The 14165-nt window shown below is 71.7% G+C and carries 12 protein-coding genes; 3 read left to right on the plus strand and 9 right to left on the minus strand.

Annotated features, from left to right (window positions below; genetic code table 11):
* Nucleotides 1-362: 362 nt before the first annotated feature.
* The 5 genes from ACIBAG_RS42620 to ACIBAG_RS42640 form a co-directional block, all read right to left on the minus strand.
* Nucleotides 363-1418, minus strand: a complete 1056-nt coding sequence (locus ACIBAG_RS42620) for a hypothetical protein (protein WP_399113114.1) — start codon at nt 1416-1418, stop codon at nt 363-365.
* The gene (locus ACIBAG_RS42625) at nt 1418-2080 is read right to left on the minus strand and encodes an RNA polymerase sigma factor (RefSeq protein WP_399113116.1); all 663 of its coding nucleotides are present in this window, start codon (nt 2078-2080) and stop codon (nt 1418-1420) included. Before ACIBAG_RS42625 ends, ACIBAG_RS42620 begins: the two co-directional genes overlap by 1 nt.
* Nucleotides 2081-2918: 838 nt before the next feature.
* The gene (locus tag ACIBAG_RS42630) at nt 2919-4424 is read right to left on the minus strand and encodes an ATP-binding protein (RefSeq protein ID WP_399113117.1); all 1506 of its coding nucleotides are present in this window, start codon (nt 4422-4424) and stop codon (nt 2919-2921) included.
* A gap of 491 nt (nt 4425-4915) precedes the next feature.
* The gene (locus ACIBAG_RS42635; protein WP_399113119.1) at nt 4916-5815 is read right to left on the minus strand and encodes a hypothetical protein; all 900 of its coding nucleotides are present in this window, start codon (nt 5813-5815) and stop codon (nt 4916-4918) included.
* Between the two features lie 269 nt (nt 5816-6084).
* Nucleotides 6085-6702: an RNA polymerase sigma factor gene (locus tag ACIBAG_RS42640; protein ID WP_399113121.1), complete on the minus strand. Its 618-nt coding sequence runs from the start codon at nt 6700-6702 to the stop codon at nt 6085-6087.
* A 301-nt stretch (nt 6703-7003) separates the two neighbouring features.
* Here ACIBAG_RS42640 and ACIBAG_RS42645 point away from each other — a divergent pair, with 301 nt between their 5' ends.
* Nucleotides 7004-7888, plus strand: a complete 885-nt coding sequence (locus ACIBAG_RS42645) for a septum formation family protein (RefSeq protein ID WP_399113123.1) — start codon at nt 7004-7006, stop codon at nt 7886-7888.
* A 236-nt stretch (nt 7889-8124) separates the two neighbouring features.
* Nucleotides 8125-10872: an FG-GAP-like repeat-containing protein gene (locus tag ACIBAG_RS42650; protein ID WP_399113124.1), complete on the plus strand. Its 2748-nt coding sequence runs from the start codon at nt 8125-8127 to the stop codon at nt 10870-10872.
* Nucleotides 10873-10946: 74 nt separating this feature from the next.
* Here the strand turns inward: ACIBAG_RS42650 and ACIBAG_RS42655 are convergent, their stop codons facing one another.
* On the minus strand, nt 10947-11342 hold the full coding sequence (locus tag ACIBAG_RS42655) for a hypothetical protein (RefSeq protein ID WP_399113126.1): 396 nt from the start codon (nt 11340-11342) through the stop codon (nt 10947-10949).
* A 195-nt stretch (nt 11343-11537) separates the two neighbouring features.
* Here ACIBAG_RS42655 and ACIBAG_RS42660 point away from each other — a divergent pair, with 195 nt between their 5' ends.
* Nucleotides 11538-12026, plus strand: a complete 489-nt coding sequence (locus ACIBAG_RS42660) for a DUF1877 family protein (protein WP_399113128.1) — start codon at nt 11538-11540, stop codon at nt 12024-12026.
* 22 nt (nt 12027-12048) lie between these two features.
* Here ACIBAG_RS42660 and ACIBAG_RS42665 read toward each other — a convergent pair whose 3' ends face one another.
* From ACIBAG_RS42665 to ACIBAG_RS42675, 3 genes are all read right to left on the minus strand, one after another.
* Nucleotides 12049-12660 (minus strand): hypothetical protein, encoded by a 612-nt coding sequence (locus tag ACIBAG_RS42665; protein WP_399113129.1) that lies wholly within the window; start codon nt 12658-12660, stop codon nt 12049-12051.
* Between the two features lie 118 nt (nt 12661-12778).
* Complete coding sequence (locus ACIBAG_RS42670; protein ID WP_399113131.1) at nt 12779-13291, minus strand: hypothetical protein; 513 nt, start codon at nt 13289-13291, stop codon at nt 12779-12781.
* A gap of 91 nt (nt 13292-13382) precedes the next feature.
* On the minus strand, nt 13383-14069 hold the full coding sequence (locus ACIBAG_RS42675; RefSeq protein WP_399113133.1) for a DUF4328 domain-containing protein: 687 nt from the start codon (nt 14067-14069) through the stop codon (nt 13383-13385).
* Between the last annotated feature and the right edge of the window lie 96 nt (nt 14070-14165).

The following is a 14165-nucleotide window of genomic DNA, read 5'->3' on the forward strand; positions in this document are numbered from 1 at the left end:
CCCCGCACGAAGCCGCGCACCGGGACACCGCCTCCGGCGGACACCTCGGGCCGCGGGCCCGGGGGCCCGCCGGGGGGGGGGGGGGGGGCGGCGGCCCCGGGGGGGGGGGGGGGGGGGGGGGGGGGGGCGCGCGGGGCCCCCCCCCCCCCCCCCCCGCCAATGCACGAGCCGCAGGTACGGGGGGAACCCCGGCTCTGTGCGACGGCCGATGACCAGTCGGCTCACTCAGTTCAGCGCCACGACGGCCGAAAACGTCACTGCTTTCGCCGAGAATTTCTCCGGGATTTTTCCTGGGCCGCAAAACCGCAGGTCAGCGGCGTGTGACAGGAGTGAGCGTGGGTGACTCCGAGCGGTGGGTCCGCTCAGAGCATGCTGTACGACGGGCTCGGCACCAGGGACGTGGGCGGTTGGACGGCGTCCGGCAGGAGGCCGGGCACGGTGGACGGGGCCTCCGCGGCGCCGTCCGTGCGGTGGGCGTTGCCGCGGCCCTTGCCGGGCGGGCGGTCCTCGTCGCCCTTGTCCTTGCCGTCGTCGTCCTTGCCCTTGCCGTCGTCGTCACCCTTGCCCGCGTCCTGACCGTCGCCACCCGTGGGTACGTCGCCCGTGGCGCGCGTGCTCTCGCCGGCGCCGGTCAGCACGGTCTTGCAGTAGTTCCACACCTGGGCGGAACTGCCCGCCGCGCCTTCCAGGGCACGGCGGCGGTCGCGGGGCAGTTCCTTGCCGTCGCGCATGTCGCGGCAGGACTGGACGGTGTTCCACCAGCCGCCGGTCGGCCGGTCCTGTTCGGCGCCCGGTGTGCCGCGGTCCGTGGCGGGGCCACCGGGGCCGGGGTCCTGGCTGGTGCCGGATCCGGTGGGGCCGCTCGACGTGCCGTCGGGGGTGGGCTCGTCCTGCGCGCCGATCTCCGGCGAGGGCGAGACGAGGGGACGCTCCGGGGGCACCGCCGCCGAGACCGTGGCGGCGGGGCGAGCGGGCTCGTCCTCGCCGAACGGCGTCCGCAGCACTCCGGTTCCGGCCGCGACCGCGACTCCGCCGACCATGCCCACGGCCAGCGCGGCGGCGAGGCCGAGCCGCAGGGGACGGCCCCAGCGGGGGCGACGGGCGGCGCGGCCGGAGACGGCGCCGATCCGGACCAGTCCGACGTCGGAGGTCTGGGCGGCCCGGGCGCCGGAGCCTTCGCCGGCGGTCTCGAAGGCCTCGTCCCGGTTCGCGCGGGCCGCGCGGAACGCCGCCAGCGCGGCGGTCTCCCCGGGGAGTTCCACGCTGCTCAGCGGGGGTTCGGCGGTCAGCGCCTCAAGTGTCTTGGCGAGCTGTTCGGCCTGGTCGCGATGGGCCGCGTCGACAGCTTCGAGTGACTCTCCGCGCAGCAATCGCTCCGCCGTTTCGCGGTCCAGCCACCTGTACTGCTCGTCGGCCATCACACATCCTTCTGCGTCCGCGAACGCATATGCGTCACACTCGCAGACGTCACCGCGCGGTCGCGGGTTCCTCGCTGGGGAGGCAGGGCGTCGAGCACCCCGGCCGATTCCGGATCGTCGCCGAGCAGCTCGGCCAGCCGCTTCAGACCCCGGTGCGCGGCGGTCCGTACGGCACCCGGTCGCTTGCCCAGCGTCTCCGCGGCCGTCTTGGCGTCGAGCCCCACGACCACGCGCAGGACGACCGCCTCGGCCTGGTCCTGCGGGAGCCGCGCGATGAGGGAGAGGGTGCCGTCGGTGGCCAGCGCCTCCATGGCCTCGCCCGCGGTGTCGGACTCGGCGGCCCTCCCGGTGAGCTCCGTCTCGTCGCCGCCGATGGCGGGGCGGCGGCCGCGCATGCGTATGTGGTCCAGCGCGCGGTTGCGGGCTATTCGGGCGGCCCAGCCGCGGAAGCGGTCGGCGTCCCCGCTGAACCGCTCCAGGTCACGCGCTATCTGCAGCCATGCCTCCGAGGCGACGTCCTCGGCGTCGGGGTCGCCGACCAGCGTCCGCACGTACCCGAGCAGCCGCGGGTGCACCGAGCGGTACACAGTCCGGAAGGCGGTCTCGTCCCCGTCCTGTGCCGCAAGCACCGCGGCGGTCAACTCCGCGTCGTCCCCCAGCACCTGCTGCGCGCCCTTCTGCGCCTAAACCGGCACCGCTCTCGCGGACCGGGTTCTCGCCGTCGTGGTTGCTCAAATCGATGGTTGCGGTCTTCAAGACCGCAGGTCTTGCGGTGGTCTCGTCTCCTCCGCTGTCGGCGCGAATGGCACGTTACGGCCTGAAACCGCTGCTCGTCCATGTCCGTACAACATGCAACTACCTGGGAACCCGCGTTCCGTCCGGCCAGGTGTGACACAAAACGCAGTCTCGGCGCTGTAGAGAGTACGGGCCGCTGCGCGGCCCGCACCGCGCGACGGCCGGGGCCTCTCCTGTGGGGGGTGGCGGCCCCGGTCGTCTCCGCGGTTTACCCACTCTGACCTGGGGCGATGCGCGGAATCGGTGACCACCGTGGTCAACGCGTGACCAACCGGCCGGATGCCTCGTGTGATCCTGTCCAGCACTAGGCACTGAACCGTCAGATGCGGCTCTGGAGTCTCTTCGACTCGGCGCTCACCGTGCTCGGCCATGGCGCGGTCCGGCCGGTGAGCCTTTTCCAAACTGATGTGACCGACCGCGAGTCCGGCTGTCCTGCGCAAGGACGAAGCCGCCAGGCAGCAGAAGATCGGAACACGGTAGCGGCGGCTTTCCGCCGCACGTCAGGTCCTGCTCGCCTGATCCACCTGGGGTGTTTGCCGCTCCATACCGGAAGCCGTCAGACCCCAGACCATCATCAACGGCCGAAGGGCCACCGCGGCAGCCTGAGGCGGGGCTCGCCAAGAACCCTGCGCACCATGTCCTTGGAAATGTCGTGGCGGCCCCGGTTGTAATAGATCCCAAGCTTCAGCACAAGCCCTGGCTGGGTCAACTGCCGTAGAGGGCGGGCAGGTCGACCAGGAGGAGGTCGTCACGACGATTGGCCAGGTCGACCAGGTCGGGATAGAAGCCGTACAGGGAGTACAGGGCCAGAGTGGTGGCAGCGGTGTCGTACCCCTGATCAGCGAGCAGGCCACGGATACGTTCGAGGCGCTCCAGGTCACCGGTCCCACGACGGGCGGCGGTCACCTTGGCTTCGCCCAGCAGCGCGATCCTCGCGCGGGGGGCCTGCGGGCGCTCGCCGGCGGCCAGGGCGATGACATCGATCTCGTGCTTGGTCCGGGCTGCCTGGTCGGCGACCTCGGTGGTGCCGACCGGGCCGGGCAGTCCACCGGGCAGCAGGGTGTGGGCGTAGCGGCGGGTGAAGTCGCGGGCCAGGTCCTCAAAGTGCGGTCCGAGGATCTTGGAGTTGAAGGTCGGGGCGGCCTGCTGCCAGACCTGCTCGGCGAAGCCCTGCTCCACCGCGGCTGCCTGCGGGAGGGTAATGAGCTGATTGAAGCGGATGAAGGGGTCGGCGAGGGTGATGACGGGGTGCTTGGAGCGGAGGATGTCCTGCTCGCGCCGGATGTAGCCGGTGGATTCCAGGACCCCGAGGGGGTGAGCGACAGCGTTGCGCGGACGCTCCAGAGCGGCACCGATCTTGCTGGGCGTGGTGGCGCCGTTCGCGATGGCGGTGAGGATGTCGTAGTACAGCGTGTGCTGCGTGATCCTAGGATCCTCGCGCAGCAGGTACTCGGTTTCGGTGCGCGAGTACACCGCCCGGCCCGGATCGAGCAGTGTCCGGGTGAGCCACGTGTCGAAGCCGTCATCCGGATGCGGTCGGCCCGCCACCGGCCGGTAGCCGGGTGCCCCGCCAAGGACCGCGTGCACCTTCAGCGCCGTCAACGGGTCTGCGATCTGCCAGAAGTCCCGGCTGTCCCGGTAGTCGAAGGCACCTAGCCGTAGATCGACCACGGCCCTGCCCCGCAGCGGCTTGGTCCCCGAGAGCAGTTCGTGCATGACGCTCATAGCGGAACCGCACAGGATCAGCCGGGGCCCCGGCCCAGCACCAGGCTGAGCGCCGCGCTGGCGTTCGTCGTAGAGCTGCTGCAACAGACCCGGGATCTCAGGCGAATGCTGGAGCAGGTACGGCAACTCGTCAATCACCAGAAGCGGATGCGCCGAACGGGCCGTCACATCAAGGGCATTGGACAACACGTCACGCCAGTCGGTCAGGCGCAGACTGCCCGGCCTCAGACCGGCATGCGTGGCAACCGCGTCACTGAACCGCTGGATCGCAGGCAGCCGCCCCTCCTCCCGGACCGCTGTGACGTACAGGCCGCCGACTTGCTCGGACAGGGCCTGAAGGAGGTACGACTTCCCGTGCCGCCGCCGCCCGGACACGATGCCGAGCCGCATCGCCGGGTCCGGATCGGTGAGGAACTCTGCGAGCAGATCCCACTCCCGGTCCCGGTCGACCACGTCGTCCGGCTTGGTGGGCAGGCTCTTTCTCACACGTCCTCCAGCACATCAACTGCGTCGAACTACGTCTAAGTCTACTTCGACAGATATCGACCTACTGGAATTCTTCTCCGAGCACGATCATTCCGACGGCCGGCAGTGGCCGCCCCTGACCGCTTACTGGTCACGTGATTCTGGCTGTTCCTGACCGCTACTGGTCACGCGCTGCGGCGAGACAGCAAAGCACCTGGTCAGAGGCCCTTTATGCCGTTACCGGGCCGGGGGTGGCGGCCCCGGTCGTCCCGCGAACAGCCGCGCTGACCGGGCATTGACCCAGGCGCGAGACGCCCGAGGCCGAGGAGCCGGGCGGTTCCCGACGCGAGCTGCAGTTCCCGACGCGCGCTTGCGAGCCCCTCCCGGCCGACTGCCGCGGTTCGTCGACACCGCGGGCAGTCAGCGGTGTCGTCATCTCGGCACTGAGCCGGTGGGGGCCGCCTCGACCCGGGACCGGTGGCCGTCGCATCGGTCGGGAGTCGCTCTTTGCGTCAGTTCTTCTTCCCCGTCTCGGCGCTGGTGCCGGACCCGCTCCCGGCGGCCGCACCAGTGCCGGATCCGCCCGTGCCCGATCCGCCCGTGCCCGATCCGCCGGCGTTCGATCCCCCCGTGCCGGACTCGCTCGTGCCGGACCCACCGGTGCCGGACCCGCTCGCACCGGACTCACTCGCATCGGACCCGCTCGCGCCGGCCCCGCTCGCATCCCTTTGGTCCTGCCCGTTGTCCGCCGCACCGTTCGGGTCGGCCGTCCTGCCCGGCGCATCCGCAGCCGCCGCCAGTTGCTGCGCACAGTAGGCGGCGACCTTGTCCGCGCCGCCCGCCTCGGTGACCAGCCGCTGCCAGGCCGTCGAGTCCAGGGCGCTGCCGCGGCCGTCGACCTGCTCATAGGCGCGGCACTTGGCCTCGGTGTCCTGTGCGGTGGCCGGGTTACCGGGCTTCCCGGAGGAGGTGCCGGGCTCGGCGGAGGGGTTGGCGGCCGGCCGGTCGGGGGCGCCGGCCGTCGGAGTGGTACCGACCTTGTCGTCGGGGGAGGCGTCCGGGGTGTCCGACGAGCCGATCGCCGCGAAGGCCACGCCGCCGAGCGTGAGGCTCGCGACGAACAGGGAGAGCGCCGTCTTCACCGAGCGGGCCAGTCGCCGTTGCTCACGGGGCCGCCAGTCGTCCCGGCGCCGGGTGCGCGCACGGTGTGCCCCGGCGTCCCGGGCGGCCCGGAAGGCGGCCACGGCACGCTGCTCGGCCTCGTTGTCCACGCGGTGCCCGCGCAGCACGGCGGCGGAGAGCAACGCCTCCAGCGCGGCGCCGTCGAGCGCCACGGCCGGGCCGGGCGCGTGCTCGAAGACCCGGCCGGACGCGTGGTCGGCCTGGTGACCGGCCCCGTGGCCATGGGCCATGCCGTCAGGGTGCACACGCCGACGGCCGGTGGACCCACCGCCGCTCTGCTGTTCACCCATGTCCGCTTCCCGTTCCTGTCCGACCTGATGTGTAGGGGCCTACGTGATGCACGCGTCGTATGTGATCTACGTAACCTGTGTGACCGCTGTGACTGACAACCTCGTAGAGCCTGTACGTTCCCGACGCCCCGTACGACTCACCGCACACACCGCCTCGCCTCAACGAGGCGCCGTTGTGCCGTCCTGGCCACCGCAGTCGCCCGCACTGTTCATTTCGATTCCCCCAGCGTCCGGGGGCCGTCTTCCGTCACACCTGCGACGCCCATCTGCTTGGCCAGCCGCTTCAGCCCGCGGTACGCGGCCGTCCGCACCGCGCCCGGGCGCTTGCCGAGGACGCGTCCGGCGGCGGGGGCGTCCAGGCCGACGACCACCCGCAGCAGCACGGCCTCGGCCTGGTCCCTCGGCAGCCCGCGGACCAGCTCCAGGGCCTGCTCGGTGGAGATCGACTCCAGAGCCTGGTCGTGCGTGCTGTGCGGGCCGGGCATGTCCAGTACGTCCTGTTCCAGCACCGACGACCGGGGCCGCGCCTTCTGCCGGCGCAGATGGTCCAGCGCCCGGTGCCGGGCGATGGTCGCGCTCCAGCCCCGGAACCCGGCTCCGTCACCCTTGAACCGGCCGAGGTCGCGGGCGATCTGCAGCCAGGCGTCGGACGCCACGTCCTCCGCGTCGTCCCCCACCAACCCCCGCAGGTATCCGAGCAGTTGCGGCTGGACCAGCCGGTACGCGACCGTGAAGGCGGCCTCGTCACCCTCCTGGGCCCGCGCGACGGCCGCGCCCAACTCCTCGTCGTACGCGTGCACGCGGCGGGGTTCCGCTCCGTGGCCCAAGAACTGTCCTCGTCCGTACCGGTTCGTGACGAATCCGCACCCAGCGGCACGCCCACCCTTGCCGACGTTCCTCCACGCTCAACAGCGCCAGGACCCACAGAAGTGTCACAGGAGACGTAGGAAACCCGTCGCCCGTCCGCATCACAAGGCAGCGGGGAACCGCACCTGATGAGACCGACTACAACCATTGCGGCCGGCCGGGAGTCCAAGACCCCGCGAGCGCCGCACAGTCCATCCACATGAATGGCATACGATGCGCGCGCCGCCCCTCATAAAGTTCTCCTAAGAGGATGTACACGTCATGTCAACGCGTAGCCCGTTCCGCTCCGTTCGCGGTATATCTGCCGTCGTCGCCCTGCTCGCGATCGGCGCGGTGGGGTGCTCGGAGGTCTCCGACGCCGTCGACAGCGCCAAGGACGGTGCGAAGAAGGTGGCCCGCCAGCGGTCGGTGTTCTCGCTGGAGATCGGTGACTGCTACAACCCGAACAACTCGGGCGAGGGCACGGAGGTCCTCGTCGAGATCGTGCCCTGCACCGAGGCGCACTCGGGCCAGGCCGTGGGCGAGTTCAAGATCGACGACGAGAAGACGTTCCCCGGCGACGACGCGGTCTCGGCGATCGCCGACGAGCGTTGCCCGGTCGAGGCGAGCAAGTTCGCCGCGGACACCTGGGCGCTCCCCAAGGGGGTCGTCCTCTTCTACTACACCCCGACCCAGGAGAGCTGGGCGACCGGTGACCGCGCCGTGAGCTGCACTTACACCAAGGAATCGGGCACGTTCAAGGGCTCGCTGAAGCCCGAGTCCCTCAAGCCCGGGCAAAGCACGTACCTGAAGGGCTCGAACGCCGTTTACGAGGCCCTGTGGGCGAACCAGCCCGAGAAGGAGACCGTCGACGAGGATCTGCCGGGCTACAAGGCGCAGGCCAAGGCCGTCGCGGCCGCCCTCGACGCGCACCTGGCGGGCCTGAAGGGTGTCGAGGGCGCGGAGGTCGGCAAGCTCCGCGACCAGCTGACGAAGACGGCCGCGGAGTGGAAGAAGGCCGCGAACGCCGCCGACGCCGACGCGTTTTACATCGCCTACGACCCGGCCTTCACCGGTATCGACCCGAACAAGACGGTCGCCGCCCGCAAGGAGCTGGGCCTGGCCACCACCGTCCCGGCCGACGAGGCCGAGGTCTGGGCGAGCTGACGCCCCTTCGAACCAGCGGGGCCGCGTCCGCCAAGGACGCGGCCCCGCTTGCGCGTTCGGCCCGAGGTCGGGCCTCTTCGGTGACGTCGCCGAGGGTCCGCCCTGGACGACGCCGTCCCCGCCCGGCCCGCCCCCGCCTTCTCACCCGTGACGTTCCCGACCACTTGTGCGCTGTGTGTAGGTGCCACCTGTGGGACAGGTGATGCGAAGGTGACCATTCACTAGGGGTGGGGTAGTTGAGTCCTCGCAGGACCCATGCGTACAAACCGCTCAGCCTGAAGAGACGTTCGTGGCTGACGGTGGGCGCCGTCGTGCTCAGCGGTGCGGGTGTCGTGACGTACGCCATCGCGGATCCGTCCGCGCCGGCCACCGACGCCGGGCGGGAGCGCCGCGAGCCGTCGATCCACACGCTCGAGCTCAAGGACCGTGGCTCCGGCCGCAAGGGCCTGGCCAAGCAGGACACCGACCGCTTCACCGCCGTCGTGCTGACCTGGAACGATCCGGAGGCGACGGCCAAGGGCACGCCCGAGGTGCGCACCCGGGACACCGAGACCGGCAAGTGGTCCGGCTGGCAGAAGGTGACGGTCGAGCCGAGCCAGGCGGACGGCGCGGAGGGCGAGCGGGCGGCCCTGCGCGGCGGTACGGAGTCGGCGTGGACCGGCGACTCCGACGGCATCGAGGTGCGAGTCGTCGACGCGGCCGGCACCGAGGTGGGCGGCCAGCCGGCCGGCATGGACATCAGGCTGCTCGACCCGGGCACCGACCCGACGGACGCCGCGATACGCCCGGCCGCCTTCGCGGCGGAGGGGACCACCGCGCCGGCCACGGACACCCCGGCGCCGACGGACCCGGTCACCCCGCCGGAGACGGCCACCCCCACGGACCCGGCAACCCCCACGGACACCGTCACCCCCACCGACCCGGCCGCACCGACAGGCACCCCGGCGCCCGCGGACACCCCGACGGCGACCGGGACGCCCACCACGTCCACCTCCCCGACCCCCTCCCCCACCCCGACCTCCACGGTCCCCGCGCCCCGGCCCTCGACGGTCGTCGAGCCGCCGGTCATCACGCAGGCCGAGTGGGGTGCGTCGACGGACTACAACGGCACCCCGGAGTACGGCACCGGGATCAAGGCAGCCGTCGTCCACCACACCGGCGTCGACACCGACAACGGCCTGTCCTGCGCCGAGTCCGCGGCCCGGCTGCGCACCATCCAGCAGGCACACATCAGCAAGGGCTACTTCGACCTGGGCTACAACTTCGTCGTCGACAGGTGCGGCCAGATCTTCGAGGGCCGCAGCGGCGGAACGGACCTGCCGGTGATCGGCGCGCACAACGCCGGGTTCAACACCGACACGGTCGGCATCTCGTACATCGGCAACTTCGAGAAGGCCACGCCCAGCCGGGCCGGGATGGACGCGATCTCACGGATCATCGCCTGGAAGTTCGGGATGTACGGCATCGACCCGACCGGCAGGGTGACGCTGACGTCCGGCGCCGAGCAGGGCTACAGCGGCAACAAGATCCCGAAGGGCACGTCCGTCACGCTGCCGCGGGTCTTCGGCCACCGGGACACCAACAACACGGCCTGCCCCGGCGTCGGCCTCTACCCCAAGCTCAGCCGGATCGCCCAGGTCGCCAAGACCCCGGGCATCTCGCACGCCCTCGCCACCTCCGACCTCGACCGCGACGGCATCACCGACCTGGTCACCGGCACGCCCCGCGCGCTGAGCGACGGCGGCACGGTCACCGTCGTCCCGGGCGGCCTCGACGGCCCGGTCACCGCCTCGAAGCGGACGCTCACCCAGAACAGCACCGGCGTCCCCGGCTCCCACGAGTCCGGCGACGGCTTCGGTGCCGCCACCGCCTGGGGCGACGTCAACGGCGACGGCTACGCCGACCTCGCGATCGGCGCGCCCGGCGAGGACGACACCAGCGGCAACGCGGACCGGGGCCAGGTCACGGTCATGTACGGCCCGGCGCTGAACACCGGCTTCGCGTACACCACTTCGGGCAGCGTCACGGCGGCCGGCGCCAGGCTCGGCTCGACGGTCACCGTCGGCGACTTCAACGGCGACGGCAGGGCCGACGTGTTCGCGGCCGGCACCGGCAAGGGCGGCAACTGGCATGTGCGGCTGACCGGCGGCGCGACGACGTCCGGCACGCTCAAGACGGCCACCGGCGCCGTCGCCCACCTGGACGCCGCGACCGGCGACTTCAACCGGGACGGCTACGCGGACGTCGCCCTCAACTACCGCGACAGCGGCGGCATCGGCCGCGTGCTCCGCTTCGCGGGCTCGGCGACCGGCCTCACCAAGGTCGGCGTGATCTCCGTCAAGGGCGGCCGCTCCATCGCGGCGGGCGACATCGACAACAACGGCTACGACGACATCGTCATCGGCCAGCCGGTGACCTCGGAGTCGGGCGGCGTCTCGGGCGGCCAGATCACCATGCTGTTCGGCACGTCGACCGGCTTCACCACCACCGGGATGAGGACCATCCACCAGGACACGGCGGACGTCGCCGGCGCCAACGAGTCCGGCGACCTGTTCGGCGCCTCGGTCTCGGTGGGCGACCACAACGCCGACGGCTACGCGGACGCCCTGGCCGGCATGCCCGGCGAGGACGTCACGCGCGACGGCGTGAACCGCTCCGACGCGGGCCAGGCGCTGCTCTTCAAGGGCACCTCGTCCGGCCTGACCGGCACCGGCTCGACCTGGATCTCGCAGGACCGGTCGGGTGTCCCCGGCGTCACGGAGTCCGGCGACCTGTTCGGCTCGTCGGTGTCGCTGACGGACCTGTCCGGGTACGGCCGTGCGGACCTGACGTTCGGTGCGGAGGGCGAGGACGCCGGCGACGGCATCCTGATGTACCTCCCGAGCAACAGCACGGGCCTCGGCTTCACCACGATGGCGGTGCACACCCGGACCGCGCTGGGCACCCCGGCCGGCGCCCGTCTGGGCCGGACGCTGACGCCGTAACGGCCGAGAACACCTGGCCCGGCCGGGACCCCGCCCATTCAGGGGTCCCGGCCGGGCCATGTCCGAGCGCCGCCCTACCGCCGCGGCAGACCGCGCGTCGCCTCCCGGCACAGCAACCGCAGCGACCCGTCGCCCGCGAAACACCGCCGCGCCTCGTCGATCGGGTCCCACAGCCGGCCGTCGGGCGTACGGAGCCAGTGCTCGCCGCCCGATGCCCACCACTCGGCGCCGGTCTGACGGGCGATCACCTCACCGGCGTACGCGCCGAGACCGCGCAGCGTGGCCTCCACGGCGGGGTACGGGGTTCCCTCGCCGCGCAGGCCCTCGATCAACCGGTCGACCCGCCACAGGCTCTGCGCCGAGTAGTCGAGCCGCAGCCGCGCTCCCTCGCGCATCATCGCCACCGCGTCCGCCGCCCACCGCATCGGCTTGGTGGCTGCTGAGGGCCTGGTCTCCTGCTGAGTCGTCACATCCTGGAGAGCGTGGGCGAACAGCTTTTCGTCACGCGGATCCGGCGGCTTCCCAGGACCGGTGCAGGACCGCCGCACCACGCCCGGACGACGGTCACAGGACCCCCTCAGGAATCCGGGTTTACACCCGACTCCCCCCGGGTTGACGCGAGGGTGACGATTCGCCGCTCTCGTGCGCTCCAGTCACTGATGAGCATGTACTTCCATCTCCGCGCCGTGCCGCCCTCGGCACTGCGCAACAGCGCGACCTGGTTCCAGCGCCTGTTCGAGGACGACTGGGACACCGTGCGGGAGCGGATCGGCCGGCATCGCGAGGAGGTCCTCGACAAGCTGTACGGCGACGTCGAGCTCCTCTATTGCGGCATCCCCCCGAACCACGCGTCGGAAGGCCCTCGCACCCACGTGGTGCTCGGCGGCCGCCCGGCGTTCCACACCGACCCGGCCATGCCGCCGTTCCTGCTGCTCACCGCGGCACAGGTGTCCGGGGTCGCCGACTTCCTCGAGTCGGCCGACTTCGACGACCTGTGGCGGCAGGCGCGCATGCGGCTGCTGCGGCCGTACGACACCTCGGAGGTCGAACCCGAGGCGCGCGGTCTGTTCGCGGCGACCCACCGCGACCTGACCGCGTTCTACGCACGGACGGCCGAATACGGGGACGCGGTGGTGAAGTGGCTGGTGACCTGACCGTCTCCGGACGGCCGGGGCGTCAGCGCTTGCCCCGGGCCCGCCGCGACACGACCGCCCGCAGCACCCGCCGTCCCTCCGTGGACACCTCCAGCGCCCGGCGCAACCCGCCCGCGCCGTGTCCGGCGAGCAGTTCCAGAACGCTGACCTGACGGCGCAGTTCGGCGGCGACGAGCGGCGACATGCCCTCCGTACGGCCCGTGGCGGGTGCCCCGCCGGCTCGCACGGAATCGAGCGCCCGGGGCAGGGCGTCCGCCGGGGAGGCGTCGGCCTCCGCCGGGTCGAGCAGCCGGTGTATCTGCAGCGAGGCGACCGAGCAGGCGTCGGCCCAGATCCGCGCCTCGGCGGCGGACCGGACGGCCGGGGCGGCGGCCAGCATCCGCCGGGCGAGCAGCGCGGCCTCGTCCTCGATGTCCTCGTCGTCCACGATCTCCGCGACGCCCAGCTTCGTGCGCGCCTGCTCCAGCAGCCCGCCCCAGGCGGCCGGGTCGCCGCCCACGGCGAGATTCGCCCACAGCGGCCGCAGCACCTCGTCGTCACCGCCCAGCAAGGGCACACACCGATCCAAACAAGCCAACCCGCTGGCGGCCAGTCCGCGCTCGTCGGCCTGAGCGATCAATTCCACCAGGCTCATCCACGCCTCCCTAAGCGGGTGATCTCTGAGGGTCGGGGGTCCCCGCACAGGCCCCTGGCAGGCCCCTTCCCTTACGGAGCCAACACCTCCCCTTACTGCGTGCGACGGCCCGTGAGTGTCACAGCGGCACGACGCCGAGCCGGTCGAGCAGCCGGAAGAAGATGTTTTCGGCCAAGGGGTCCGCTGGGTCCACATCAGCGGTGAGTACGTCGACGACCGACTCGGCGTTCACCTCGTGCCCGGCCTCGGCCGCCCAGGCGACGGCCCGCTCGGCGGCGTCACCGGGTTCGAGGAAGTAGTCGTCCACGGTGAGGTCCGCGTCCCCGGCGCCGAGGTATCCGGCCATCGCGGCACGCGCCAGACAGGTCGTCCACGCCCCGCTCTCCGGCGCCGCGGCCTCCACGACCACGCAGTCGCTGTCCATGACGTATCCGAAGAGCGCGGGCGCCCCGCTCTCGCAGGCCAGGTCGTTCATGTTGCCGACCTCGCCGTCCCCGCTCGGGTACTCCCACACCTGCCAGCCGCCGGGCGCCTGCTTGCGCAGGGTCATCCCCTCGGCGCCGGCCAGCGCGTCCAGCTCCGCCAGCGGCCGCTCCCCGCGGCCCACGACGAAATACCCCCAATAACCCATTTCCGGCTCCCCCGGCGTCTCGGCTGCGGCTCGGGGCCGAATACACCACAGCCGTACGGCAGTTCGCAGCCGGATGGAAAAATCCGGCGTTTCAGGCGGGCACGGAGGCGGGGCCGCCCAGGGCCTTCTCATGCTGCATCCGCGTCAGCCGCAGCACGACGGCGATGGCGAACGCGGCGGCCACGATGTCCACGACGTCCGAGAACATCATCTGCCCTACCGCGCCCTGGATCTCCTGGGCGGTCTCGGCACGGCGGTACGCGGTGGCCGCGGTCCGGCCGGAGAGCAACGAGATGACCCAGAACGTCCACCAGGTGTTGACCAGCCCGTGCGACCGGGGCGCGCCCCAGGGGCTGCTGGCGTCCCAGATGTCCAGCGTGATCCGGCGCGGGAACCAGAGGTTCACGATCGGTACGATCCAGCCGCCGATCGCCCAGCCCCGCTTCTTGCTGTGCCCGTACGGGTCGAACACCTCGGCGTTGACCCGCACCCGGTGGAACCAGCACAGGAAAAGGACGGCTGCCGTGAGCAGCGCGACCGTCTGGACGGTGCCGGCGATGGCGTAAATCCGGTCCGCGCGGTCGGCTCGCCCGTCGAGCAGTGCGCCGCTCGCCAGGTCGCCCGCCACGTCGTACATGACGATGTCCGCCCAGACCGCGAACAGGTCGGCGGCGATGACCGCGCCGAGCCCCGCGACGGCGACCCACCCGATCCCGACCGGCGAACGCAGCCAGGCGGCCGGTGCGGCGCTGATGCGGGCATGCGGATTTTCGATCATGGTGAGGCATTCCCCCCGGGCGCTGAGAAAACGGAACGCGGCGCCCGGCTCTCCCCAGAACCTCACGCACGGTATGCGGAACATACGTCCACCAGC

The organism is Streptomyces sp. NPDC051243 (assembly GCF_044455405.1).
GTDB lineage: Bacteria > Actinomycetota > Actinomycetes > Streptomycetales > Streptomycetaceae > Streptomyces.